Source organism: Candidatus Bathyarchaeota archaeon, from assembly GCA_026014465.1.
Lineage (GTDB): Archaea > Thermoproteota > Bathyarchaeia > Bathyarchaeales > Bathycorpusculaceae > JADGNF01.
This window is the reverse complement of sequence record JAOZID010000010.1, coordinates 801,938-826,422: the sequence shown is the minus strand read 5'-3', so window position 1 is coordinate 826,422 and position 24,485 is coordinate 801,938. Positions and strand designations below refer to the sequence as shown.

37 protein-coding genes are annotated in these 24,485 nt (G+C 48.2%); 13 read left to right on the top strand and 24 right to left on the bottom strand.

Annotation, left to right across the window (positions count from 1 at the left end; all coding sequences use genetic code 11):
- Nucleotides 1-3: 3 nt before the first annotated feature.
- On the bottom strand, nt 4-675 hold the full coding sequence (locus NWF04_06395) for a hypothetical protein (GenBank protein ID MCW4006208.1): 672 nt from the start codon (nt 673-675) through the stop codon (nt 4-6).
- Nucleotides 676-991: 316 nt separating this feature from the next.
- On the opposite strand from NWF04_06395, the gene NWF04_06390 reads away from it, so the two are divergent.
- From NWF04_06390 to NWF04_06350, 9 genes are all read left to right on the top strand, one after another.
- A complete protein-coding gene (locus NWF04_06390) occupies nt 992-1,465 on the top strand; it encodes a 30S ribosomal protein S13 (GenBank protein ID MCW4006207.1) in 474 nt (157 codons plus the stop codon).
- A gap of 3 nt (nt 1,466-1,468) precedes the next feature.
- Nucleotides 1,469-2,053, top strand: a complete 585-nt coding sequence (locus NWF04_06385) for a 30S ribosomal protein S4 (GenBank protein ID MCW4006206.1) — start codon at nt 1,469-1,471, stop codon at nt 2,051-2,053.
- Complete coding sequence (locus NWF04_06380) at nt 2,047-2,448, top strand: 30S ribosomal protein S11 (GenBank protein MCW4006205.1); 402 nt, start codon at nt 2,047-2,049, stop codon at nt 2,446-2,448. The genes NWF04_06385 and NWF04_06380 overlap by 7 nt, the downstream gene beginning before the upstream one ends.
- A 101-nt stretch (nt 2,449-2,549) precedes the next feature.
- Complete coding sequence (locus tag NWF04_06375) at nt 2,550-3,368, top strand: DNA-directed RNA polymerase subunit D (GenBank protein ID MCW4006204.1); 819 nt, start codon at nt 2,550-2,552, stop codon at nt 3,366-3,368.
- Complete coding sequence (locus tag NWF04_06370; protein ID MCW4006203.1) at nt 3,365-3,727, top strand: 50S ribosomal protein L18e; 363 nt, start codon at nt 3,365-3,367, stop codon at nt 3,725-3,727. Before NWF04_06375 ends, NWF04_06370 begins: the two co-directional genes overlap by 4 nt.
- 5 nt (nt 3,728-3,732) lie before the next feature.
- Nucleotides 3,733-4,176 (top strand): 50S ribosomal protein L13, encoded by a 444-nt coding sequence (gene rplM / locus NWF04_06365; GenBank protein MCW4006202.1) that lies wholly within the window; start codon nt 3,733-3,735, stop codon nt 4,174-4,176.
- 2 nt (nt 4,177-4,178) lie between these two features.
- Nucleotides 4,179-4,589, top strand: a complete 411-nt coding sequence (locus NWF04_06360) for a 30S ribosomal protein S9 (GenBank protein ID MCW4006201.1) — start codon at nt 4,179-4,181, stop codon at nt 4,587-4,589.
- Between the two features lie 14 nt (nt 4,590-4,603).
- Complete coding sequence (locus NWF04_06355; protein MCW4006200.1) at nt 4,604-4,834, top strand: DNA-directed RNA polymerase subunit N; 231 nt, start codon at nt 4,604-4,606, stop codon at nt 4,832-4,834.
- Between the two features lie 300 nt (nt 4,835-5,134).
- Nucleotides 5,135-5,470 (top strand): hypothetical protein, encoded by a 336-nt coding sequence (locus NWF04_06350; GenBank protein ID MCW4006199.1) that lies wholly within the window; start codon nt 5,135-5,137, stop codon nt 5,468-5,470.
- 178 nt (nt 5,471-5,648) lie between these two features.
- Here NWF04_06350 and NWF04_06345 read toward each other — a convergent pair whose 3' ends face one another.
- Entirely contained in the window at nt 5,649-5,894 is a 246-nt protein-coding gene (locus NWF04_06345; protein ID MCW4006198.1) for a hypothetical protein, read from the bottom strand.
- A 333-nt stretch (nt 5,895-6,227) separates the two neighbouring features.
- Here NWF04_06345 and NWF04_06340 point away from each other — a divergent pair, with 333 nt between their 5' ends.
- Together NWF04_06340 and NWF04_06335 are read left to right on the top strand one after the other, a co-directional pair.
- A complete protein-coding gene (locus NWF04_06340) occupies nt 6,228-7,310 on the top strand; it encodes an alanine--glyoxylate aminotransferase family protein (protein MCW4006197.1) in 1,083 nt (360 codons plus the stop codon).
- Between the two features lie 180 nt (nt 7,311-7,490).
- A complete protein-coding gene (locus NWF04_06335; GenBank protein ID MCW4006196.1) occupies nt 7,491-8,768 on the top strand; it encodes a DUF1015 domain-containing protein in 1,278 nt (425 codons plus the stop codon).
- A 6-nt stretch (nt 8,769-8,774) separates the two neighbouring features.
- On the opposite strand, the gene NWF04_06330 is transcribed toward NWF04_06335, so the two are convergent.
- The 11 genes from NWF04_06330 to NWF04_06280 form a co-directional block, all read right to left on the bottom strand.
- Complete coding sequence (locus NWF04_06330; protein MCW4006195.1) at nt 8,775-8,921, bottom strand: hypothetical protein; 147 nt, start codon at nt 8,919-8,921, stop codon at nt 8,775-8,777.
- Between the two features lie 190 nt (nt 8,922-9,111).
- Nucleotides 9,112-9,276, bottom strand: a complete 165-nt coding sequence (locus NWF04_06325; protein ID MCW4006194.1) for a YHS domain-containing protein — start codon at nt 9,274-9,276, stop codon at nt 9,112-9,114.
- A gap of 34 nt (nt 9,277-9,310) precedes the next feature.
- Nucleotides 9,311-10,378 (bottom strand): DEAD/DEAH box helicase, encoded by a 1,068-nt coding sequence (locus tag NWF04_06320; GenBank protein ID MCW4006193.1) that lies wholly within the window; start codon nt 10,376-10,378, stop codon nt 9,311-9,313.
- A gap of 329 nt (nt 10,379-10,707) precedes the next feature.
- Entirely contained in the window at nt 10,708-12,159 is a 1,452-nt protein-coding gene (locus tag NWF04_06315) for an ATP-binding cassette domain-containing protein (GenBank protein ID MCW4006192.1), read from the bottom strand.
- Entirely contained in the window at nt 12,156-13,589 is a 1,434-nt protein-coding gene (locus tag NWF04_06310; GenBank protein ID MCW4006191.1) for a terminase family protein, read from the bottom strand. Before NWF04_06310 ends, NWF04_06315 begins: the two co-directional genes overlap by 4 nt.
- Nucleotides 13,586-13,915, bottom strand: coding sequence for a hypothetical protein (locus NWF04_06305; GenBank protein ID MCW4006190.1), 330 nt, complete (start codon nt 13,913-13,915; stop codon nt 13,586-13,588). The genes NWF04_06310 and NWF04_06305 overlap by 4 nt, the downstream gene beginning before the upstream one ends.
- A gap of 36 nt (nt 13,916-13,951) precedes the next feature.
- Nucleotides 13,952-14,200 (bottom strand): hypothetical protein, encoded by a 249-nt coding sequence (locus NWF04_06300; protein ID MCW4006189.1) that lies wholly within the window; start codon nt 14,198-14,200, stop codon nt 13,952-13,954.
- Complete coding sequence (locus NWF04_06295) at nt 14,193-14,600, bottom strand: hypothetical protein (protein ID MCW4006188.1); 408 nt, start codon at nt 14,598-14,600, stop codon at nt 14,193-14,195. The genes NWF04_06300 and NWF04_06295 overlap by 8 nt, the downstream gene beginning before the upstream one ends.
- Before the next feature lie 134 nt (nt 14,601-14,734).
- Complete coding sequence (locus NWF04_06290; protein ID MCW4006187.1) at nt 14,735-15,004, bottom strand: type II toxin-antitoxin system RelE/ParE family toxin; 270 nt, start codon at nt 15,002-15,004, stop codon at nt 14,735-14,737.
- Nucleotides 15,005-15,223 carry a ribbon-helix-helix domain-containing protein gene (locus tag NWF04_06285; protein MCW4006186.1) on the bottom strand — a complete coding sequence of 73 codons (219 nt, stop codon included), beginning with the start codon at nt 15,221-15,223 and terminating at the stop codon, nt 15,005-15,007.
- 142 nt (nt 15,224-15,365) lie between these two features.
- Nucleotides 15,366-15,494 (bottom strand): hypothetical protein, encoded by a 129-nt coding sequence (locus tag NWF04_06280; GenBank protein MCW4006185.1) that lies wholly within the window; start codon nt 15,492-15,494, stop codon nt 15,366-15,368.
- 178 nt (nt 15,495-15,672) lie between these two features.
- Between NWF04_06280 and NWF04_06275 the strand changes: the two genes are divergently transcribed.
- Together NWF04_06275 and NWF04_06270 are read left to right on the top strand one after the other, a co-directional pair.
- Complete coding sequence (locus NWF04_06275) at nt 15,673-15,909, top strand: hypothetical protein (GenBank protein ID MCW4006184.1); 237 nt, start codon at nt 15,673-15,675, stop codon at nt 15,907-15,909.
- A gap of 43 nt (nt 15,910-15,952) precedes the next feature.
- Complete coding sequence (locus NWF04_06270) at nt 15,953-16,225, top strand: hypothetical protein (protein MCW4006183.1); 273 nt, start codon at nt 15,953-15,955, stop codon at nt 16,223-16,225.
- Between the two features lie 359 nt (nt 16,226-16,584).
- Here NWF04_06270 and NWF04_06265 read toward each other — a convergent pair whose 3' ends face one another.
- The 11 genes from NWF04_06265 to NWF04_06215 all read right to left on the bottom strand — a co-directional run bounded on the left by NWF04_06265 (nt 16,585) and on the right by NWF04_06215 (nt 24,433).
- On the bottom strand, nt 16,585-16,773 hold the full coding sequence (locus tag NWF04_06265; GenBank protein MCW4006182.1) for a hypothetical protein: 189 nt from the start codon (nt 16,771-16,773) through the stop codon (nt 16,585-16,587).
- Between the two features lie 9 nt (nt 16,774-16,782).
- Complete coding sequence (locus tag NWF04_06260; GenBank protein MCW4006181.1) at nt 16,783-18,369, bottom strand: hypothetical protein; 1,587 nt, start codon at nt 18,367-18,369, stop codon at nt 16,783-16,785.
- A 2-nt stretch (nt 18,370-18,371) separates the two neighbouring features.
- The gene (locus NWF04_06255; protein MCW4006180.1) at nt 18,372-18,914 is read right to left on the bottom strand and encodes a hypothetical protein; all 543 of its coding nucleotides are present in this window, start codon (nt 18,912-18,914) and stop codon (nt 18,372-18,374) included.
- Nucleotides 18,911-19,279: an HK97 gp10 family phage protein gene (locus NWF04_06250; GenBank protein ID MCW4006179.1), complete on the bottom strand. Its 369-nt coding sequence runs from the start codon at nt 19,277-19,279 to the stop codon at nt 18,911-18,913. The genes NWF04_06255 and NWF04_06250 overlap by 4 nt, the downstream gene beginning before the upstream one ends.
- Before the next feature lie 30 nt (nt 19,280-19,309).
- A complete protein-coding gene (locus tag NWF04_06245) occupies nt 19,310-19,783 on the bottom strand; it encodes a hypothetical protein (GenBank protein ID MCW4006178.1) in 474 nt (157 codons plus the stop codon).
- Nucleotides 19,784-19,794: 11 nt separating this feature from the next.
- Complete coding sequence (locus tag NWF04_06240) at nt 19,795-20,652, bottom strand: phage tail tube protein (GenBank protein MCW4006177.1); 858 nt, start codon at nt 20,650-20,652, stop codon at nt 19,795-19,797.
- Between the two features lie 6 nt (nt 20,653-20,658).
- Complete coding sequence (locus NWF04_06235) at nt 20,659-21,633, bottom strand: hypothetical protein (GenBank protein ID MCW4006176.1); 975 nt, start codon at nt 21,631-21,633, stop codon at nt 20,659-20,661.
- Nucleotides 21,630-21,971, bottom strand: coding sequence for a hypothetical protein (locus NWF04_06230; protein MCW4006175.1), 342 nt, complete (start codon nt 21,969-21,971; stop codon nt 21,630-21,632). The genes NWF04_06235 and NWF04_06230 overlap by 4 nt, the downstream gene beginning before the upstream one ends.
- Nucleotides 21,968-23,050, bottom strand: coding sequence for a hypothetical protein (locus NWF04_06225; GenBank protein ID MCW4006174.1), 1,083 nt, complete (start codon nt 23,048-23,050; stop codon nt 21,968-21,970). The genes NWF04_06230 and NWF04_06225 overlap by 4 nt, the downstream gene beginning before the upstream one ends.
- A 2-nt stretch (nt 23,051-23,052) precedes the next feature.
- Nucleotides 23,053-23,421 (bottom strand): hypothetical protein, encoded by a 369-nt coding sequence (locus NWF04_06220; GenBank protein ID MCW4006173.1) that lies wholly within the window; start codon nt 23,419-23,421, stop codon nt 23,053-23,055.
- Nucleotides 23,422-23,533: 112 nt separating this feature from the next.
- The gene (locus NWF04_06215; protein ID MCW4006172.1) at nt 23,534-24,433 is read right to left on the bottom strand and encodes a zinc dependent phospholipase C family protein; all 900 of its coding nucleotides are present in this window, start codon (nt 24,431-24,433) and stop codon (nt 23,534-23,536) included.
- Nucleotides 24,434-24,485 lie beyond the last annotated feature (52 nt).

Sequence of the window (24,485 nt, the reverse complement as noted above, 5' to 3'; positions counted from 1 at the left end):
TTATCACCATAGGACACGGGTTAAGTTGAGTAGCTTATCCACCTTTGAGTATGTAATCGATAGTTTAGAATTGCAGCAATACACTCTTAAGCTTTCATCTGCGATGAGTTTTGGGCAGTTTTGGAGAAATTGCTGATTGTTTGTATTGAATACTATGTGTTTTACTGCAAACTTTAGCGGGATTTTCCCTTCTGCTCTCAGCAATTCTGCTGTGTTTGTAATAAAATCATCAAAGGCTTGAATGAATGTGGTTAAGTCTTCTGAAGACATTTGTAGTTGCGATGGGTGAATGAAGACTCGTATTTGGTCTATTCCTGCGTATAACGATAAAATTTCGTCCTGTTTTAGGATGTCTTCTCCGAAGTCAGATAATCCCAGTGGGTAGAAGGTTTTTACGTTTGGGCTTATAGAATAGCTAACTGTTACATCATTAATGTTCAGTTTATTTTTATCGACCCGATTCTCAACAATTTTTTTGATAAATGCACTATGGTAATCTTCCATTGGTATTGGATTATAAAAAGAATATACCGCAATAGCCGTTATCTCCACTTTTACCGTTTTTCTTGATAGAAATCGCCCTTTTATCAGTTCTATGGTTGGTGGTACTGCGGCTTTGGCTAATTCCATACCAGCAATGGCTAAATCTATTTTATTCTGGTCTACAGTAGCCAATAAAACCTCGACCATTTTTCAAATCTCATTTGTATAGTACAGAGATGTAAAGCATAAATATTTTCGTATGGAACACCTCTTTTGAGAAGTAGAGAGTTAATTAAAAGTGGACTTATTTTGTTATAAACCCGATGTGTTACATCATTCCCCCAACTCAATCAAACCATAGAACCTGCAAGTGATGATTTTCACACGCCAGTCTAAAACCCCTGTTTGTCTACAAGTGCCAAAGATTTCTCAGAACCTGTGGAAGTAAGGTTTAAATAAAGACTATGTCATTTCGTATATGCTTCAAGGTTAACGGAAGAATAATCAGATGTCATCTCAGGAATTCAATCACATAGTTCGTATCTTGGGTTCAGATTCGGCAGGAACTGCTAAGGCTGTTTATGCTGCTACCAAAGTTAAAGGTGTGAACCTGAGTCTAGCAAATATCATTCTCAAGAAAGCAGGCATTAACCCTGACCTGAGGGCGGGTTTTCTTACAGAATCTGAGATATCCAAGATTGAGGATATCATCAAAGACCCTTACAGTTACAATATACCTGCATGGCTTTTGAACCGCCGCAAGGACTCTGACACGGGCAAAGACCTGCACGTTATAAGCGCAGACCTTGCTTTGGCAACTAAAAACGACATTGACCTTGCCAAGTCCATTCGCTGCTGGAGAGGATACCGCCACGCTTACAGCCTAAAAGTACGCGGTCAACGAACCAAAACCACCGGCAGAGCAGGCAAATCCTTGGGCGTCAAGAAAAAGACCCCACAAGGCAAAGGCGGAGGCAAATAATAGATGGGCGATCCTAAAAGGCAAAGACGAAAATTTGATACCCCACGTTTCCCCTGGCGCAAAGACATCCTGCAAGAAGAACTTAAACTTCTTGGAACTTACGGCTTAAGAAACAAGCATGAACTGTGGCGCCACGAAACCATGCTCTCCAAATTCAGAGGCATCGCACGTTCCCTAATGGGTCAAACCCCAGACGAGCGCGTGAAAATGGAAAACGAGTTGCTAACACGCCTCAAAAAAATCGGCGTTCTGCAAGAAACAGCCGTTTTGGACGACGTTTTAGACTTATCCATCGAAGACATCCTAGAACGCAGGCTCCAAACAATCATTTTCCGCAAAAGCCTATCCAAAACCCCCTATCAAGCACGCCAGCTAATCACACACGGTCATGTAGTTATCGGTAACCGAAGAGTCACCGTTCCAGGCTATATCGTCTCACGCGAAGACGAAAAAGTAATTGATTACTCTCCTGATAGCCAATTTGTGAACGCTGCACACCCAACCCGCGTAGCAATGACCATCGTAACCAAACAGCCTGAAATCAGGCAGCCTAACGACCGACGAAGACGTAGAGGTGGACGATTTTGAGCAGCAAAAAATCTGAAAAATGGGGCGTAGTCCACATCTTTAGCTCCTACAACAACACCATGGTTCACATCACCGACATTTCAGGCGCAGAAACCATCGCCCGCACAAGCGGCGGCATGTTCGTCAAAGCAGACCGCATGGAATCCAGCCCCTACGCAGCAATGCGCGCAGCAACAGGAGCCGCAGAAATCGCCCGCGACAAAGGCATAACAGCCATCCACATCAAAGTCCGTGCCCCCGGCGGTTCAGGTCCACGTACTCCTGGTCCAGGCGCACAAGCAGCCATCCGAGCTTTCGCACGTTTTGGCTTCCGCATCGAGCGCATCGAAGAAGTTACGCCTGTTCCCCATGATGGTACCCGTAGACCCGGTGGCAGAAGGGGCAGACGCGTTTAGTCGCTTCCCTTTCCCCTTTGTTAACGGAAATATTGAAATAGCTCTCATGTCTGTATTGAACGCAAAAATTTGTTGTAGTTACTTGTGGAGTGTCTGAGCACGTGAAAATTGAAGTCCTTGAAAAAGATGAAGCGTTCCTTCGCATAGTCGTTAAAGACGCTAACGTTCCCTTAATGAACGCTCTGCGCAGGATAGCCCTCTCTGAAGTTCCCTGCATGGCTATCGACGAGGTAGTTATGATTGAGAACACATCAGTGCTTCAAGACGAAATGATTGCCCACAGACTTGGTCTTCTTCCCCTAAAAACCGACCTCGCCAACTACAACCTTCCCGAAGACTGCGAGTGCCAAAGCGAATTCGGCTGCCCCCAATGCAGAGTCACCCTGACCTTGAATGCCGAATCAACCGAGGAAACACGCCCCGTTTACTCTGGCGAGATGGTTTCCGAAAACCCTGATGTAGTTCCAGTTACCGAGAAACTGCCGATTGCAAAGTTGGCAAAGGGACAAAAACTAAAACTTGAAGCTTACGCCCGACTGGGCACAGGAAGAGTTCACGCCAAATGGCAACCCGTATGCGTAGCAGCATACAAGTACTACCCCAAAATCGAGGTTCCAACCAAAACCTGCGACGACTGCAGCAAATGCGTCGATATATGCTCCAAAAAAGTCCTTTCGATGAAATCAAACAAGGTGGTCGTAACTGACTTGCTTTCCTGTAACCTGTGCATGGACTGTGTGGAGCTTTGTCCCAACCGCAACAACGGTGGAATCAACGTCACATGGGAAAAAGACATGTTCATTATGAACATCGAATCCAACGGTGGGCTTCCTCCCAAGCAGATACTGCAGGAAGCAACTAACATATTGGATAAACGATTAAAAGAGTTTGAAGAACAGCTAAAGGTGGACATCAAATGAGAGAAACCAAATCTACAAACCCTGAGCTACTACAGCTTATAACTTCCTTAAAGAAGCAAAGCCGCGAGCAAAACGTAAGCATCTGGTCAGATGTTGCTGCACGTTTATCTAAACCCAGCAGGCAACGCATAGCCGTGAACCTAAGCAAACTAAACCGTTACGCCGACGAAAACGACACGTTGCTAGTGCCTGGAAAACTTTTAGCCGTGGGCACAATTGATCGTGCAGTAACTGTTGCTGCTTTTTCTGCTTCTGAGAAGGCAAAAGCAAAGCTGGCAGCCGCAAAAGCAAAATACTTGTCTATTGCTGAACTCATAGAGAAAAACCCTGCTGGCTCTAAAGTAAAGATTATTGGGTGAAAAAGATGCAAAGCATAAATCCTAAAGCAGCTGTAGTCAACGGCGAAGGATTAGTCCTTGGTAGAATGTGCAGCAAAATCGCCAAACGACTACTCAACGGCGAAGACATAATCATTGTGAACGCCGAAAAAGTTGTAATTTCTGGCAAACGCAAAAACAAAGTTGCCGAAGCCAAAACGTTCCTTGAAGTAGGCGCCCCCGAACGTGGGCCATTCCACTCCCGACGCCCCGACCGCATAGTACGCAAAACCGTGCGCGGCATGCTTCCCTGGAGGCAACCCAAAGGCAAAACCGCCTACAAAAAACTCAAAGTTTACATGGGAATCCCCGAAGAATTCGCTGCTTGCACACTAGAAACAGTTGAGCAAGCTAACGCAGCAAACCTAAACGGTCCACGCTTAACCGTGGGTGACTTAGCCGCAGAAATCGGCTGGAATAGAGGTGCATAGTTATGCCAAGCAAAAAAGTAATTGTTGTTAGTGGAAAACGCAAGACCGCAACCTCCCGCGCTGTAATTCGTCAGGGTGTGGGTAAGGTGCGTGTTAACATGACGCCTGTTGAGATTATTGAGCCCGAGATTGCTCGCGAGAAAATTATGGAGCCTTTGTTGCAGGCTGGCGAATCCGCTTGGAAACAAGTCGACATGGACGTTAAAACCCGCGGCGGAGGCTACATGGGACAAGCAGAAGCCGCCCGCATGGCCATTGCAAATGCTCTGCTCAAATGGACCAAGAGCTCCCACATGCGAACAGTCTTCACCGAATACGACCGAACCATGGTCGCTGGCGACGCCCGAAGCAAAGAACCCAAGAAATTCGGTGGTCCAGGCGCAAGAGCAAAAGAGCAAAAGAGCTACAGATAACAGGAGCAAAAAAGATGATTATCCCCGTTAGATGCTTCACCTGCGGTAAACTGGTCGGAGACCGATGGGAAGAGTTTGCCCGCCGTATCCGAACTGGAGAGAACGCCAAAGATGTCCTTGACAGTTTAGGCGTTAAACGTTTCTGCTGCCGCCGGATGCTGTTGTCAAACGTTGAAATCATCGACGAAGTCCTGCGTTTCTACGAAGAAGCCGAAAGACGCAAAGAAACCCGCAACTTCGCCTAAACCCCTTTTTGATTCCTACTTTTCTTTTCTGTCTACTTTTCTGGTTTAAAGCATTCTAAATGCTGCATCAAACCCTGCAGATTACATTAAAGATTTAAACTATGACTACATAATGGATGAGTTATTAAATCGGAGGAACAGTTAACGGCGGGGGTTTCGTTGCTAATCCATTTTAACTTTGCCCAACATTTTGTCGGGTTTGCCGAGTTTGACTTCTGCCGATATGTTTCACAAATCGTAATATAAGTTAAATTCTTTTAAGTTAAATCCTTATTATCAAGAAACAATGAGTGGTGAAATATGGAAAAACGTGGAGAAGAGGAGAAGGTAAAGCAAATCCTAACAGACTCTAAGCTTTCGGCTATAAAGGCTATGCTGGAGAAGGACCACGCTATCGACTGTCTTTTGCTGCTTTCTGTGGGCAGGGGCAAATGGAAAGAAGCAAAGGATTTCATGCGAGAGAACAATTTGACTTTGAGTGACGGTACTTTCAGGGCTAGAATGCTTGAGATTGAGTCTTTAGGCTTAGCTAAAAGCGAACGAATCGACCCGCTAAAAAAGTACTATCTAAGTACACCCCTTGGCGAAAAAGTTGCAGAGCTTCTTCTCAAATTCTTTGATGAGTTTGAGAAATAAGCTTCTTTTGTTTTTGCATACTGCCAATCTGGTTTGGACGAAACGCTGCTGTAGCTGCTGCTTTACGTCTTTCCTTTTTTATGCTTTTTCTGAATACTCATTGTGGTTTGAGGCGTATTTGCCTTTGTTGGGTTGACGCGAAAAACTTTTCAGGTTCAAGTGCCTGCTTGCTTGTTTGTTAGCAGGTTGCTACTTGGGTTAAAAGTTCTCTAAAGCATTTGCTTATTCTTACTTTGTTGCTTTCTACGTCCACTTTGGCGAATTCGTATTCAAAAAGAAAAGCAGCGATTTCTTTGGTTTGCTGTTCGTTGAGTTCGGTGAGCTGCTGTATTTCCATTATGCTATGCCATTCGCCGTCACTTAGTACCTCAAGGACCATTTCAATTTTTGACATCGAGGAATTTAACTCTCCTGTAGCATTCATACTAGTTTGCCTTTAAATCCCTTGTGAGGTTTAATTTTAGAACAATCTTATAGAACACTTTACACCTTTGCCCTTTTCTGCTTTAAGCTTCACACAACATAAACTTTATAAGCAAAATTTATGCCCCTACTTGTTTTAAGGGGTTAATTGCAATGACCTTCCCCCAAAAATACGTTTCCAGACGTAACATAACCAATTTGGGTAAAGGTCAACTCTTGCTTGCAGGCAGTTAACTTCGTATGCTCCATCGGTTTTGATGTAAATGGGCTGCAAAACAGTGGATGCACCAATGATGTGGCTTACTGGAGCCTCTAACCGTTTAAGGAGAAAAACATGATGCACAAGAAACTTTTGATTCCCGGACCAACCGAAGTAAGTTTCGAAATACTTAACGAGCAAACTAAACCTCTTATGGGGCACAGAAGCAAAGCCTTCACCGCCTTGTACACTGACATAACCGCCAAGCTATCGCGTTTATTCGAGTTGCCCGATGCTTATCAGCCCACCACCACGACCTCTTCAGGCACTTTATGGTTTGACATCGTTGGCCGTAGCATCGTGAAAAAGAAGGCGTTGTGCTGCATTAACGGCGCGTTTTCTAAACGGTTTGGAGAAATTGTGCGTTCCTGCGGCAAGGTCGCTGATTTTTTGGAGGCTGAATGGGGCAGCGTTGTTAAACCCGATGTCATAGCGCAGAAACTTGAAACGGGTGAGTACGACACCTTAACCATGTGCCACAACGAATCCTCAACAGGCACCCGCAGCCCCGTCTCTGAAGTTGGCAAACTCGTGCGCAAGAACTACCCTGACGTGGTCTTCGCAGTGGACAGCGTCTCCTCCATGGCTGGCGATAAAACTTTGCCTCATGAAATGGGCGTTGACGTGCTTTTTGCTTCCACCCAAAAATGCTTTGCCCTCCCCCCAGGTTTAGCTGTTGCTTTGGTTAGTGACCGTGCTTTGGAACGCGCCGAGACTGTGCCTAACCGTGGCGGCTACACTGATATTTTGGAGATTTTCAAGTTCGAACAAAAGCATCAAACTCCCTTCACGCCAAACGTTTCGCTTCTTTACGCCCTAAACAAACGCTTAGACCTTATGCTCGCTGAGACTTACGAGAAAATCTATCAACGCCACAAAGACATGGCAGCACTCACGCAGACTTGGGCGAAAAAGCATTTCGAAATGTTCCCCGAAAAAGGCTATGAATCCATAACGGTTTCATGTATCAAAAATATTTTGGGCAAAAACGTCAAAGAATTAAACCAAAAACTATCAGAACGCGGCTTAGAAATCAGCAACGGCTACGGCGCATTAGCAGAAAAAACCTTCCGCATCGGACACATGGGCGAATGGACCGTGCCCACAATAAAAGAAGCCCTTGACACAATTGACGAACTCTGGAACCTAACCAACTAACCTCCTTCACATGTGCTGTTTTGGATGTAGCCTCAAGGAAACCTTGCTGGTGACCCAAAAACAATAAACTTCTCAGTTTAGACTTTGTCATAGCGACTCAAACAGGCAGAAACCCCGACAAAGCTGGTCTTTGCACAAAATAATAGTTTGAATATTTCGTAATCTGGGAGCTGAAAAATCATGGTAGACATTAAACCCTTTAAAGCCATACGGTACACCGAGAAAGCTGGAAACCTCAAGAACCTAATAACTCAACCTTACGACAAAATCAACCAGGACATGCAACGCGAATACTACGAAAAATCTCCATACAATTACTGCCGCCTTATTTTGCCCCTAGAGGAGAACCGTTACCAAACCGTGCATCAACGCATCTACGAATGGCTCAACGAACACATAATGGCAAAAGACGACTCCCCTTCCGTTTTCGTGTGCCGCCAAGAATTTCGCTCCAACGGCAAAAACCACACCCGAACAGGCTTAATCGCCGCCCTGCGCCTTTACCCCTACAGTGAAAACATGGTTTTCCCCCATGAAACCACTTTTGCTGCTCCCAAAGCTGACCGCCTAAACATGTTACGAACAATCCAAAAAGACCTTGAACCCGTTTTCCTGATTTACTCTGACCCAGAAAACATAACCGTTGACTTTTTTGCTAAGGTAACGCAGACTGCGCCCGTAATTGCTGTTGAAGACCAGTTTGGCGTGAAAAATCAAGTGTGGCAGATAACTGAGCCTGACCAGATTCGGTTGCTTCAAGATGCCTTAGCTGATAAAGCCCTTGTAATCACGGATGGGCATCACCGATACGAAAGTGCCATAGCTTACCGTGATGAGCGCCAAGAGCAGGTTGCGGGGTCTTTGGATTTGGCTTTTAATTTTCACATGAGCTACTTGGTTCCCGTGCAAGATGAAGGGCTCTTGATTTTGCCAACTCACAGGCTTCTGCGAAAATTTGAGTTAACCCAAAGCGTACTCGACCTCTTCAAGGAGCACTTCCATTTAACTGAACTTGCGCCCGACGCTGAAACGTTGGAGGCTTTTCTTGCAGACCACAAAACAGAGCACGTATTTTGCATGTACGACGGCTCCAAAGCCTACGGTATGCTCCTAAAAAACGAGCAGGAAGCCCTAAAAGCAGCTAACAAGAACACCCCCAAAGACGTAGCGCTCCTAGACGTGGTTATCCTGCGCGACTTCATATTCAACACCTTAATCAAAACAGGTGAGCTAAAAATCGACGAAGACATCCACTACGAACGCTCCCTGCGAACCGCCATAGAAAAAGTCAACCAAGGCGACGCCAAACTAGCCTTTCTCATCAACCCGCTTGACCCCGCGATGGTCTGGCAAATCGCTCAAAAACGCGAACGCCTCCCCGAAAAATCCACTGACTTCTACCCCAAACCTGCCTCGGGCTTAATGATGATGGACATATCCGCCACAGACAAGCTCTAGGCGCTCTTACTTCTTCTCCTTCTTGTCCTTTTCAAGTTCTTCTTTTACGCCTTTTCCAAAACTCTTCGTTGCTTGTGCACCTTTCTTCAAACCCTTACCGACAAGACTGCCCGTTTTCTTAGCGTCCTTTTCAATTTTTTCTTTATCCGTCACATTATCACCTCCATGTTCAAAACAATTATGTACAAGGCAAAACCGTTTTCGCCTAAAATCCTAGACCCTGTTTTGAGTTTAACTGCAGAATTCTTAGCAGATCGCTATTGCGTTGCTGCTTTTGGTTGTTGTTTGTGTAGAGGAAATTTTGGAGCCTTACCTTAAAAGGGGGCTCGCAATGGTTGGTGGGTTATTTGACGTATTTTGTTGCGTGGCGTTTGAATCTTTTTTTGCATGGTAGGCTGCAGAAGTAGTATGTTTCGCCTTGGTAAGTGATTTTGAATTTTGCTGTGTTTTCGTCTAGATTCATGCCGCATACTGGGTCTCGGAACATTTTTTTTGGTCTTGCCCTCAAAGAGAGTTGTTTTTCCTGCTTTTATGGTTACTGGTTAGAAGAAACTCACGATGGCTGAGTCTTCGTTGGCGGATGCGATTTTTTCTATGGTGGTTTTTGTTAGGGCTTTGATGTTGTTGAAATTTGAGAGTTCGCCGTGGCTTACTAATGTGATGGCGGTTCCTTCTGTTCCTTTGCGGGCGGTTCTGCCGACTCTGTGGAAGTACACTGGTGGGTCTTCGGGTACGTCGTAGTTGATTATGTGGGTGATGCCTTCGATGTCTAAGCCTCGTGCGGCAACGTCAGTAGCAACTAGCAGGTTGAGTTTTCCTGTGCGAAAAGCCTGTATGGCGCGTTCTCTTTGGGGTTGCGAGAAACCTGCGTGTAGGGCTTGGGTGTTGTATCCTTTGCGGGCGAGCCTTTCTGCGATTTTGCTTGTTTCATGACGGGTTCTGCAGAAAATGATGGCGCGTTTTACGTTGTCTTCTTTGAGAATTTGCTTTAGCATGTCGAATTTGCTGTGGGGGTTAACGATGGTGTAGTACTGTTTCATTTGGGTGACGCCGATTTCGTCTTTGCTTACCAAGATTTTGGTTGGGTTTTGCATGTATTTGTCGCAGACTTTCATGACGGTTTTGTCTATGGTTGCACTAAAAAGGCTAGTTTGCCTGTTTTTGGGTACTTTGGTGAGTATGTATTGGATGTCTTCGATGAAGCCCATGTCGAGCATGCGGTCGGCTTCGTCTAAAACTACGATTTTGACGGCGTTCAAATCAAGTATTCGGCGTTCAATTAGGTCTATGACGCGCCCAGGGGTTCCAACGACGATTTGTGCGCCGCCTCTGAGTTCTCGCATTTGCCGTTCAATTGATGCTCCGCCGTAAACTGGCAAAACCTTCAATCTGCGGTGCTTGGCAAACTGCGTCATGTTCTTTGCAACCTGCAACGCCAACTCGCGAGTAGGCACCAAAATCAAGCCTTGAACCCGCCTAAGCTGGGGGTCTAAACATTCCACCATGGGAACTCCAAACGCGGCTGTCTTGCCCGTTCCGGTCTGTGCCTGACCAATAACGTCTTTGCCTTCAAGCAACGGCACAATAGCTTGAGCCTGAATAGGAAACATTTCTTTAAAACCAAGCTCAGCTAAACTTCTCTGAACCTCCATACTCAAAGGTAGGTCCTTAAATGACTGCACTTCTAACATATATCCGATTTATTCTCCTGCCACAACTGATCATGTGTTGAAATCAAAAGCTTTCAGGAGCTTCGCATGTAACATGAGTGAATGTGACGACACAACATCACGCTTTGATATATAAAAACATTTACCGCCCAACGAGAAAAACACTCCAAACCTCCCCCGCGTTTTGTTAGATTAATGTCAACGTTTGACAACTAATAACGCGAGCAATTAACTGGCTTGAAGGTTTGTTGCGGACGGTCGCTGCTTTGCTATTTAGGGTGGTTTTTGCTCCAAAACAGGTAAACTTTGGTTTGCGCTGCAAAACTTAGGCGCTTTAACGCTTTAGCCAAGTCTTTGGCGGTCATGGCGTGGATTCTTGCTCTTGTTTCCTCGTGTTTTGGATACATCTTGGGCGCTGACGCTATGCGTTTTCTCATCGCAGCATCTTTTCTGCTCAAAACCTCCAGAACACCCTGGATTTTTTCTTTGCCCACCTGCTGGATTCTTCTCTCGCTGTAGCTTTCACTAGAAAGCAACGCCAAATCAAACCCCAACCCCTCCAACTCCAAAAGCGCATCCTCAACCGCCACAGAAGGTGTACTCTGAGCAACTCTTCGCATACCCGCTTTCTCAAAAAACGGATTATACCTTGCCATAACCGCCACCGCTTCCACATTGGGCGTACCCGCACGGGGGAGGGTTTGGCGGATAAGTTTTTGGCTCAAACCTATACTGCGGTATTTTGGGTGTATGACCACACGGCTAATCACGCTAACTTGCTGCTGCAACTCCCTAAAGGTGCCCTTCCACATTTTGCTTCTGCCAAAACATAACGGCGATGGGTAGCCGTAGACGATTACGCCGCAGGTCTGGTCTTTATGTTTGAGGGCAAAAATTTTTTTGGGTGCAGTTAAGCGTCCTGTGCGGTAATGGAACTGGCTAAGCAATTTGTAGTCTTGAATGGTGCCCTGCTCAACGCGAAGGCGCCGGTTTAGGCTGCATTTTTTGGCTTTCGCGTCGGGGCAATAGGTTATGGTGACTTCTTTGCCGTAACGTTTGTGAATGTGCACGTTAGGGGCAAGGTCCGCCTTCAAATCCGTATGTGTTGTTGCTACAATGACTGCTTTGCCCTGTATGCGTGCAAGTTTTTGCAGATTAAATGCCACAATCTTTGCGGTGTCGCGGTCTAAAGTGTTGGTGAATTCGTCTAGCAGCCACCATTTCGCCTTTGTTTGGGAAAGTTTTGCGATGTGGTAGCGGTGTTTTTGTCCATCGCTAAGCTGAGAGTAGCTACGTAAAAACAAAAACGCATCATTCAAACCTACCCTGCTCAAAACTTCTACGGCTTGGCTGGTGCTATCCCCCACCGTCTCTATAATCGGCACGTCCACTTCAATGTTTAGGTTCTGCGTGTTTTGGGCTTCCTCTGAGAGGTCAGCTTTGAAGGCTTTGAGCAACGCGCTTTTACCACTGCCACTCTCCCCCGTAATCAACACGACATCGGTTGGGCGTATGTGAATCTGCGTGTTCTCATACAACGTAAACTTTCTAGTCTGGTCTGTCCCCAACCCAAACGCCTCTGAAATTTCTTGAGTGCGCCGTGTGCGCTTTGCGGGCGCGGTTTGATAGCTGATATCAAAAGTGAACGTGGCGGTTTGGCGGTTGTAGGTGCGTTTGAGCTTAGTTACCTTGAAGTGCTCGAGGCGGCGTCGGCGGGTCATCTTTTTTCTCCTGCCGCTTTGCCTTTGAAGCGTCTTCGCTGTTGTTGGAGGCGGGTTTTGGCTTTGTTTGCGGTTTTGGGCAAAACCCATAGTTTGGGTGCGGGTTTGCTTCGGGTGGCGTATGTTGCCATGGCAAGTGCCCAGAAGCGGTCGTCATGGGTGCCCTGTGGATGGTTGAATTTGATTTTGCCGTCCTTGCTAAGCTCATGCTGCTCCACATTTAACTCGGAAATGAGCCCCGAATCATACGGCAGGCTTAGGCGCGACTCCGTCATGGCTTGTTTTAGGTGCTGCGCCATCTGCTGCTTAGACTGCACCGTAAAGTTAACGCCCTCCACGTTAGGTATGCCCGCGTTTTGCATATCCTCAGTGATGTAGTCACCCACGCCGCTGCTGTCTACCAAGATTTTATGCGCAGTTTGCCAGCGGTCACTTAAGGTTTTGACGTATCCGATAACGGCGGCATACGGAGTTTTTAGGGGGAACTGGTGCATGTGAACAAGCTTTACTTGGGCGCCTTGGGTTTGAACTGCGGCTAAGACGCTGTAGTCCTGGTGCTTGCCAAGGTCCAAACCCATGTAAAAGTTGCCCCTGGCGGCGGCTTGAAAACCCGTGTACTCCAAAGTATGGTCAATGCAGCTGGTTATGAGCGATTGGCTAAGCCAGGCATCCTCGTTTTCTGCCCAATCCGCCTGCATTTCACGTTTCCACCGTGCGGGGTCGCCTTCGAGTTGGCGTTTTATGCGGCTTAGAATCTGTGGCTTTAGCGGTCCATCTGGTTCGAGGGCTTGCTCGTAGGTGACGTGGCTTTTGGCGTATTCGCCGTAGCTGGGGTGGTGGAAGATTTTGTAAAAGATGCTGCTGGTGTGCCAGGGCGTGCTGGTGCAGACAAATTTGCCATCCGTGGTTCCCAGCGTGAACAAGATGGCGTCGTAGAGTTCTTCGTCGTTGGGGATGAAGTTGAATTCGTCGGCGTAGACTATGTGCAGTTTGGGTCCTCGGATGGTTTCGGGGTTGTTGGGGTAGGCTTCGATGGTGCTGCCGTTGGCGAGGTGAACGCTGGTTTTCTGGGGACGTTTGCGCACGGACTTGGGCAGCTTTTGCAAAAACGCGTTGACGTGCTTGATGATGAGCTTGGTTTGCCGCCAGCTAGGACCAAAAACGCCTACGCAGCTGCCTGGGTGGGTGAGAGCGTAATGCAGTAGCAGGGCGCTGATGGTGTGGCTTTTGCCTGTTTGTCTTGCCCAACGCGCTGCTATGAACTGGCTGCTTTGGAACTGGCAAATAAGCTCCTTCTGGTAAGCAGTAGGCGTAAACTGTAGGGTTTCCCTAAAAAACTCCAAGGCGTCTGATGGCACCGTAATTTTCTGTTTCTGCGCGGCTTGCTCTTTAAGCTGCCTAATCTCCCTTTTGAACTGCGACAGGCTCACGACTTATCCATCTCCCCCACAACCCTGCGCAACTCCTCCAACTCAGACTTTATCTGCGCCACGTCATAATTTCTAGCCACGCCGTTGATGACTTGGCTAATGTACGCGGCAAGCTTCGCCCAGTTCTGTTTTTCTTTTCCTTTTGGTCCTCTTTTGGAGACTACTTGGTTGACGGCGATTTCCTGCAGCCTCTTTAAGTCTTGGATGAGGCTGGCTCGAATATGCTGCGTGTCCCCATCAAATTTCTTGGTTACATCCGCAATTTTTCTTTGCAAAAACCGTTTGGAGGTGTGCTGGCTTCGACCCCCCTCCCCCCTTTTCTGCATACAATTAAAATCAGGGTCCAAATAGGTTCGCCTCGGCTAGTCGGTTCGTTGTGAGATGATTACGCCTGTTATGGTTCCTATCAAGCCTGTGATGCTCGCGAAGACCTCACTGTTCCAGGTTCCTATCAACGCCAAATGTGCAACCTCCAAAACCGTCAAACTCGCCGTCATCACAACCGCAAACTTTACCCCAACCACCAACCGCTCGCTGGGAACTGTTTCTGGTCTACACGCTGTTGACCTGCTGCTTCTTCTTGTAAGTGCACGTTTAACCCAGTCAGTCATGATTACGCACCCGCTCCTGACGCTGACGCCTACACCTACCAAAACTCGTCTTCTCACCCTTCACCTTCTCATTCAACGTAAAACTGTTAAGCAAAACCTGCGCCTCCTCCCCACAAACATGCGCCTTAGCCAACACCGTCGCGCTCGTCGCCCAAGAAACAGGAACCGCCGTATAATCAATATCATACAAGCCGTCACTGTAGCGGAAGGCGTTCTGTGCCAAAATCACGTGCCGACGTCTCTGACCCAACACGCCCACAAACACGCCCCAGCTCCTCACAGGCACATCAATACCCCCAATACCATTGCTAAGGCTCTTGCCGATGCTAGCGTCATCCCACTCCAACACCACCAAATCCCCAGCAACCAAACCCCTAATCTGATTCAACACATCCTTCATGACAAATCAACAAACAGCAAACCACAAAAAACCAATATAAACCGTCATGAAATTAGCAAATGTGTAAATTTGATAGTTTGAAAATTTGTAAATTCTTTTGTTGCGCATGCGTTTTATGTTTGGGGTTGTGCGTGTTAGATTAGTTTGGTGAAGTCGCTGTATATGTTTTTGCGGTGTCCGATGAAGAGTATGATGATGGTGTTTTGATTTGGTTGTATTTGGTAGATGGCTCGGTAGTTTCCTGTTCGGGTGCTGTAGTATTGTGAGGGGTGTAGGGGTTTGCCTGTTTTTGTGGGATTAAGGGTGAGGTCGGTTAGGGCTTTTTTGATTCGGGTTTTGTTTGTGTCGTCGAGTTTTTTTAGGGCTTTTGCTGCGGTGGGGTGTAGCAGGATTTTGTAGGGCACTTAGATGTCCTCTATTGGGATTAGGGTTTCGGGGTGGTCTTTTGCTTCTTGGCTGCGTTTGTTTAGCATGGTGTAGAATTGGCGGGTTTTTTCGCGTTCTTCGTAGAGGGCTATGATGGTTTTTATGGCGTCGCTGCGGCTTTTGAATTTGCCTTGGGCTATCCAGTTGTCGATTTCGGCAACAGTTTTTTCTGGCAGCCTGAGTTGAACTTGTCCCATCAAAATCTACCGTAAACACTACTGTTTACGCGGCAACATAAACATTTCCCAACCCTCGCTTTAATCCAAAAAACAGTTCCTGCAATTCACAGCCTAAACAAAAAGAAGAGCGGTTAGTTGGTGCCTGTGGTTTGGTCGTTGTTTAGTTGTGTTGGTCTACTAGGTGGGCGGTGCCGTCTGGGCAGTAGACTTTTTCGTTTTTGTTGACTTTTTGGAATCTTTCTATGCATAGGCGCAGTTGTGCACATCCGTCACAATCTCTTGAAAGCATATACTTAAACTCCAGTTACCATTTTTGGTTTGGAGCGCTTATAAGCCTATGTAACATGCATCGATATACATGCACTGTAGATGGTTTTGGGGTGGTTTGTTGGGTGGATTTGGCAAATTGTTTTAATCGGGCTTTGTGCTTTTGTTTGGTGGTGATGTGTTTGCGTCGTGGGGATGTTATGTTTCAGAAGGCTTGTTATTTGGCTGATAGTGGTAGGGTGGAGTTTTTGGGTAATGGCGTCTATAATGTTGTGGGGGAGCATGGCACTTACATTGTTGCGCAAGAGCCTGCTACGGGAAAACTTAGTTGTAACTGCCAGGGTTTTCTAAGCAAGGGGCGATGCAGCCACGCCCAAGCCGTTGCCTTGTTAACCACCACCAAGAAACGCCGCCACAACCCGCCACAGCAACCGTAGCTTTAGCATAGGCTTTTTTAGCTGCTCCACAGAGATGCTTGGCATGAACAAACATTTAGTCCTGATGCTTTTTACTGGCGTTTGGGCAGCCCTGCTCTTGCTTTCGGTCACATGGGGTTTTCAATCTAACATGCCCGACAACGTACACACCGACTACGGCTTGCCCCTAACCTACGCAACCCACACAACAAGCACCATAGCCGGAGCCGCAAACCTTTGGACAGTAAGCACAACAAACCTTGCAGCAAACCTGATAATCTGGATAGTCGCCCTAATCTGCGGGCAAACACTGCTTTACATAAAACTCAAAATGTAGACGGAGAAAAACGAGGTCTAATGCCCCGCTTAATTATTTGCGTTCCTCTTCGCTCTTCCCACGTTAACCCCTCTGGCGGGTTTAGATTTGGGTTTTCCTGGCAGCTTCCCTTTTCGCACGTGCCATGACGTACTCAACGGAGGCAATTGGCAAGGCGCATAGACCCAGACCTACAACCACTAATGTTCCAATTTCCATCTTGTTCATCCAACCTCTTTTATGTTCAACTACTACATACTTCCCACAGTATTTAAACCGATTTGAGAAATGTTCATACTTTTTAAGAAAAACTGGCCAAACATGCAGATAAACCATGTAAAAACAGACGTTAGACGAGAAAAACCTGTGGGGAGTGAATGTTAGTTGAATCCGCAGGTCCTGAGTTTCTTCACCAGCAACCGCACCTGCTCCTCATCGCTTAGCACCTGCTTCAAAATCGCATTCGCCACCTCATACATCTTCAAATCATTAAGCAACGCAACCTTGCGCAGTTCCCGATGCAGCGTCTCATCAACCTCCACCACCACACGCCTACTATGCTTATCCAACCTGTGCTATCACCTCCCTGCTGTTTTGTACCTGCTTAGGCTGTCGGTTTTGCTTTTTAGCGCGTAGACGTAATCTGCGAGCATGGGGGCTTCTTTGCCCAGCTCCAACGTGGTTTCTAAGGTTTGCGTGTTGGCGTCTATGTAGTATTCTGCGCTTAAGACGCGAAAGTCATCATCTACGTTTTCAACAGGTAGTGTTACGTGCACGGTGTCGCCTGCTAGAATCGGTGTTGTGGCGTAGTCTATGACGGTGCTTTTTAGGGTGAGGGATTGGGCGGGGTCTTTGAGGTTTGTTAGTAGGGCTTGGGCGCGTCCTTGGCATTCAGCGTCGCTCCACAACTCCTCGTTGACCTCTACTTGTTCGCGCAAACCAAAACTTGCCTGGCTAGCTGCATCCTGAGCCGTAGCTTCGTAGCGTCTGCCCCCAAAGAATAAGCCGTCTACCCAAAACGACCCCGTACTTGCCTCATCAAACCAGCACGTAAACCGTATGCGCCAAATCTGCGACCAATCAAACCAGCTCTGTACCTGCCACAAATCCGCGTTCTCCACACCCGTGCCCACCTGAACCTTAAACCACTTCCCCGTTCCCACGTTAACCTCATGCGTTGCCGTGCGCCCTACTCCATCAAAAAGCGTCACCGTCACATTCCCGTTAAACGAGATATCTTGGTTTAGCCAAAAATTCAAGGCGGGGTACGCTTGGGCATCGACTAGTTTGCCCGTGTCCAAAGTGAATATGCTGCCTGCGTACTGTAGGGTTTCCGCGTATGTTTTGATGCTTCCTGCACCCAAAACTTTTGTGGATGCATCAGAGCTGATTATGCCTGAGGTGGCAGTCCATAGGCCGTCGGTGGGGTTTAGGGTTTCTGTCCATTCGTCTTTGGCTGTGGGGTGGCTTTTGTCTGCGGCGCCGTAGACTGTGATTTTGTTGCGGACGCGTGAGACGTCTTGGCGGTACTCACTTTGTTCTATGCACTCGTTTAGGTTGGTAAAGTTGGGTTTGCTGTTTTTGGGGAAGAACTCGAATTTGCCATCAGGCGCAATGCGAAAGTCGTAGCCTATGGTTCCTTGATGGTCTGCGCTTTGTGCAATGTATTTTAGCACTTCAAAGACGGGGGCGTTTTCGTAGACTAAACTGATGTAGCTAGTGTCCGTGTTTTCGACAAGTTCTGCGCCGCCGCGGTCATGGCTCAACCCCACATAGTAATCCAGCAGGTTCTTGACTATGTCCTCGCCCTTCTGGTAAGCGTAGGTTTTTGTGACGACTCTGCGAAACAGCCGCTCCCCCCAGCACCGACCTGAAACCTGAACGTAACTTTGCGTTGCCGTGGATTTGTACTTGACATTCTCTACGCGACACGTCATAAGCAAGGGGCAGTTAACGCCTCGACCTACGCTGATGCTTCCGTCTGCGCCCACGCTTATGGGGTAGGCTCCGTTGGGACTGTATCTGCCGTCAAAATTCGCTAAAACGGCGTCGAAGCTGCCTACTTCGCTGCTGCAACCCAAATGCACCTGCAGTGAAACAAAATCGCCCTGCGGCGGCAGCACTGCCCCAAAAACCACCGCCACATTAGGTGCTGCTATGCTCACGGTTATTCTACTCCTCTTCTGTAGAGTTCTGCTTCGCCTGCTCTTTGGATGCTGCGTGCTTGCGTGGGGGTTTGGACGCTGGCTTGGTTAAAGTTCTCAACGCTGGCAGTTGCGGAGTCCATGCTGCTTGCAAAACTTACCATAGCAGCTGCCGCGGCGACAATTGCTGCGATGCCTACGCCTGTGAGGGCTAAAAACGTGGCGAAGCTGATGTTTAAGCTGTTTTGCACCAAAGTGGCAAAGGCGGTGGCGGCTGCGTAGGCTTTTTGGGCTATGGCAACTCCTGCGCTGGTTCGCATAAAAATGCCCATTGCAGCTACCACCATCATCGCCGAGTTAAACGCCCGTGCTTGTGCATCGTCCAAGATTCCAAACTGGTTAGCTATGTATCCTATAGCAGTTCCCGCAGCGCCGATGCCTGCCATGGCGGTTCCTACGGTTTTGATGCGGGCTGCTAGGTTTTGGGCGTCGGTTTGGATTTGGTTGAATTCGTTGCTGGCTTGGTTTACGGCGCTTATGGTGACGGCTATTTGGCTAAAACTCATAGTTGTGCCCCCGTTTTGGCTGCTTCTATGGCTTCACGCAGAACACGCTCAAGCTGGGGCAGCTTTTTTTGGACGGCGGGCTGGATGAAAGGTCGGGTGCGGCGGTTGCTGGTGCCTTTTTCGACTGCGGCGGCGTAGGCTGCTTTTGCTCCGATTTGTACCTGCCAATCTTGACTGCGCGCGTAGATGCTGTTTCGCAAATACCCTGTGCGAACTGGGACTAAGCGGGCGGCTTCGGTTTTGACGGTTTGTGCCCACGTTGCCATCTTGTTTTGCACTTGAGTTTGCATTTCACGGTCAAAGCGGCTTAGCGCATCCGCGAACTCTTTAGCGCCCTCCAATTTGATGCTAACTTTAACGCTCATACTTTCTTGCTTCCTCCCTTGTTTGGCGGTCTACCTCGTTGAGGATGATGGTGAATTGCTGGATGACTCGGGCGGACTGCTTGGCGAGCTGCTTGGGGGTCCAGCCGAATTCTTTGCAGAGCCTAAACTCTGTGACTGCATCGTGGGGTTTTTGTCGTCGGATGGCTCGGATAAAAAAGCGTTTTCTTCTCTGCTAACCGTGCACAACTGATTCACCGTGCTTGACAGCAACTCGCCTAAGGCTATGGGGATGCCGTCTTCTTCACCTTGTAGCTTATCCAACGTCAAGGGCTGACTTGGCGGCTGTTGCTTGAGGGCTGCCCAGATGGTTTGCGCCTGTATGGCTATGAAGTCACTGCTTAACACCTGACCTGTGAGCGCGTGGTATTTGGTGTTTTTTTGGATGATACGGCTGCGTTTTGCCCAGGTGATTTCTTGGAAGACGTATGTGCCAGCGTATTGGCTGCCGTATTCGGTTCCGATTTGTAGGGTTTGTTTGTGCATGTTTTTGGCTCCTATGTGATGGTGAAGGTTTTGGCGACAAAGCCTGCTTTTAGGCTGATGAGTTCTTCGATGCGTGCGGGTGTGGTGATGTTTTCCCATTTGCAGTCTGTGAATGTGGCTTTGTTGGTTGCGCCCAGCCCGAATTCTAAGCTGAAGGATTCATCGTTGATGATGTCGTCGAATTCTTCTTTGCTTTCAAACTCGAAAACGACTTCGCCTGTGAGGCTGCGGCTCCTATACGGGAGGTACTTGAGCAGGTGCCCGTTGCTGGCTCGAACTACCGAGACTTGTTTGAGGCTGTTTTCAACGTTGAATTTCCAGTCGGTCACACGCTCAAGTGTTGTGGCGCCTTTTTTGATGTAGCTATCATAAAACGGAACTGCCCCTTCGTAGTCTGCGTAGTTGGCGCCTGAGAGTTTAGCGGTTCCTGTCGAGACGTTTTGTGCAACAAGCTCAGCAGAGGCTTTTACTACGTCTTCGGTGCTGCATTCCACCTGCAGCTTTTGGAATTTGCATCCCGTATACAGCAACGAAATGATGTCCGTGGCGGCAGAGAAGACTCCTTTGTAGTATAGCAGTTGGATGCTCAGCGATTTTTCTAGTTCTTTTTTCGCGTACTGCAAAAAACTTATGGGGGATTCGCTTGGCAGCGGATACGAAAGTTTTAGGGTGGGGGCGCGTAGGCCTTTTTTGATGGTTTGCAAATCGATGCTGCCTATTCCTCGTAGTTTGATGTTGCTTGGGTTCACCGCTGGCTCTATGCTGTCTGCTGTAACGCTAAACATTGACGGGTCAGTTGGGGTTTCGCCATAAACCGCTTCATCCACAAAGTAAAGGCGGCTTTCATGGGCACTATATGTTTCAGGCATTCTCTTCTATTCTCCTATGTTCTCAAAGAACCATGATTTCACCGTGAACTCCGTACAAAACACAAAGGGCTTCACGTCAACGCGGTCAACCTCACGGTAGCCAACCACATCACAGTACGTTACGCCGTTAACCGTAACCGTGCAGCCCACATAATCGCAACTCAAAACCGCAGGAGTTTCGCCATCGCTTACGTTCGCGGTTTGGACAAGAAGCCACACATAGCCTTTGTCGTCAACAAAATCAGGCAAATCCAACGACAACACAACACTGACGGTCTGGTCCTCTTCGCCCCCGCTTGACTGCGCCTGCACCCACGTTCCTAACTGGCTGTTCCACGCCTTAACAACCACTCCACTGCCCGCTGGCACCACGCCGTAACCTTCAAACTGCAATGCAATTGCCTTGACGGCTTTTTCTCGACTCTCCAACTTAAAACCAAACAGAGCCGCAGCAGACTGACCCTCCACGCAGTTGCTTAACTCGTAGCGGTCATCATCGCTGCTCCACAGTTTCTGGTAATCCTGCACCGAAAGCTGCGTCCACTCCTCCTGCGCGTCTGGGGCTGCTTCGTTGCTACCGCAAAAGGCACTGTGGCTCTCTGATGTGGGGCTTAGTCCGTAGAAGCTGTAGAGGGTCTGGTTGGGTCGGGCGCGGTTTTGCCGCAAAACACGGTTAACTTCCTCCACAATTTTGTTTCGCAAAACCCTGCTGTTTTCGGTTGCACCTGTTTGCTCGGTTGTCCAAATTTTTACCCGTAGTGTGGAGGTGCGTTTTCGGGTTTTGCCGCTTAGCTCTAGTTTTTGGTCCAGCGAATCAAAGAGCCCAATTGTTACCTGCCCCTCGCAGCCCCTGAACGCTTCGCTGCCCTGCCATTCCCGGCTAACCTCCACATCAGCAATGGAGCCGTCATCCTTGACCACCTGCAAGTTGGATTTGAGCAGCCGTATCAGCGTGGTTGTGGGGTCTTCAAATTCGCTCATTGCCCAAGCAGCCTCCGGCATTCAACTTTGCGGTAAGCGGTTTCACCCTTGAAGGTGTACTCTTGCACGCCCAGAACTTCATAGTCCACGCCGTTTCGACAGATTTTATCGTGGCGCCTAACTGGTGCAAACAGGTGCAAAGTCAGGTAGTCGCTGGCGTAGTAGCCTGGTTCTATGAGAACTTCTTCAGCTTTAGACGGAACCGCCAAAGCTTTGATGTCTAAGCCTTCGCCGTAAACTACGGGTTCGCTGTACGCCTTCAGTGGATACAGCGTTACGTTTTCGCCTTTGCTGTTTAGCACCTGCGTGAACCTTGTAACAGGCGCTTCATAACTCAAGAACAGCTGCCCCAGCCAGCAAACCGTCGCCATAGCCTGCGTGTTCTCCAACGGCGAATAATCTGCATGCTTAACCCCCAGAACATAAACTCCTGTGCATGGGATTTGATGACTTGTAGGCTGTGCTGATAGCAGGACTTATCATGCCCGCGCCTAAGCGTAGCAAGTATGCCTGACGTTACCGCGTCGTAGTAGTTGCAAGCGGGGGTTTTGGAGGTGAGGTTTAGGTAGCCTGCCCAGCAAACCGCGGGGTTGTACGCGGCATACTGGCGTGAGGCGCCTATACTGTTTAGTTTCATGTAGGCTTTTTGCACGCTGTTGCTGTAGCCTTCGTAGTCGTAGAGCCCAAACAATGCGTAGGCTAAAGAGTCATCCCAAACAACACTCTCAGCCGCGTCAGTTCGGTGCCAATCGTTATCGCCCGTAGGTTTTGGACTGTAATGATCATAACACTCCTCTAACCCCCCACGGTAAAACCCCGCCGCATCCACACCGATTTGTTCGTACCTGTCCTTGTTTGGGGGGTCAGCCACACCAAGCATCCTAAGCGCCAAAAGCCCATGCAGACACTGAACATCCATATCCAATAGCCACGCCTCATCCAACGTAACCGCCCTAGCAAACCCGCCATAATACCTCTCGTGAACGCCTAGCTGGCTAGGCATGTGCTGCATGTTGTAGAGAAAAACGTTCCCAGCCAAAACCGCCGCCCCCAAATAAGTTGGGTTGCTGGTGAGTTCGTAGGCTTTTAGCAGGGCGGGTATGGTGCGGCAAGCGTCGGCGCTGTGGTATTGGGTGCTGTTTTCGGTGCTTCTAAAGCCCCCACATGCCAGTTTATGCGTGTCAGTGCATTGTTGGGTTAGAATCCAGTCGGTAAGCTCTACGATTTTGGCTTCAATCTCGCTGCCTTGAGCGTCAAACTGCGGGTCAAAATATGCTTCAAACAAAAAATCCACTGCAAACCCCGCTGCAAACGCTGCCCTGCCCCACTCCAAATCAGGACCCTGCCCCGAAGTCACATACAGGTACGGCGCGTAATCCATAACAAAATCGTAGTAGGCTTGAGGAACCGACGTCATGTTTAGGCGCTCCCCACTTTTGGCTGCTTTAATGCGCAGAGTATTCTTCCTATTTCCTCCTGCAAAATACTCAAAGGCGGAGCCTGACCCGCAACGCTTACATTTTGGCCTCCCACGCTAAAATTCAAACCCGCCGCTGAACCCCCAGTCAAAAAACAAACAACATAAACCGCCGAAAGCAGCACTATGAACTCTTTTTCTGCCTCCGTACAATCTGCGGCGTCTACTTCCCTGCCCAACTCAAGCCCCAACGTAACCTGAGCCCGCCGAATCATCTTCTCAAGCTTAACATCAGAAACATCCCCAACACCAACATTCACCACATCACGAACATCCGAAAGCAAGACACTTGCCAACTCATTTAACCTCACCAAAACAGCTACAACAAAAAATTTAAGCAATTTTGGCAAACAAAAAACAAAACTCTATAATTATTGGATAAGAATTCATTCTGCCTGCGGTTTTTACAAAAAACCTTGACGTTTATGGTTTAGTGGCTATGTGTTTTTTTGAGTGCATTTTCTTTGTTGTAAACGCCAAAATGGATGCGGCTAAAATCAGGGCTCCCAGACTGTATGTTGTGGGGAATTCTGGGATGACTGTTTGGGTGTAGAAGGTGTGCATGATGTCTGCTACGGCGTTGGCTGCTTGGTTTAGGGCTTGTCCTGTTTGGTTTTTGTAGGCAGGGTCGCTCCAGTTGTAGCTGGCGTCCATGTAGGTGCAGTTGTAGAGGTTTTCTGAGCCAAAAGTGCAGGCATAAGCCGCCGTCAACGCTGCGTCGTATGCTGAAGTCTGTGTTAGGTTGCCGTCAAATGTTAGGTAAGCGTTGAATTCGCTTTCGTAAACTTCAGTTCGGCGTTGCACGTAGCTCTCGTATGTGCTGTGATGCTCTTCTGCACCCCAATCCGCCGCCGCACCCATAACGTGCCCAAAAACTGCCACATCTGAAACATAATGAGCCACCATGCCCAAATGCATAGCCGCCGCGCTAAAATTGCCCTCCTCAAACGATTCCTGCGCCTTCACATACTCTTCTTGGGCTCTAACCGCTGCTACATCATCTTGCAGTGAACCGTTCACAAAAAAATACACATGATGCTTTCTAGTGTCCCCCAAGCCGTCTGCGGCGTCCGCGTTATCAGGCAGCTCCGTGCCATACAGGTACCAAGCAAGATTCTCAGTAAAGAACTGTTTTTCTTGGTTTGGCAGCCAATCCAGTGCGTGCTGGGCTATCCAGTCATGAGTCCCATAACCTGGCTCTGCAGGGTCAACGCTGTAGCCGCCATTACTCCACGCCACGGTTTTAGGACAGCTAAAACTTGCTAAAAAAACGACGCACAGAAAAAACCCCATGTACGTTGCAGTCTGAGTTTTGGTGGGCATGCTTGGTTCTTTCTTACTTCTCTTTGGTTTACGATTTAAGTTTTGCCACGGA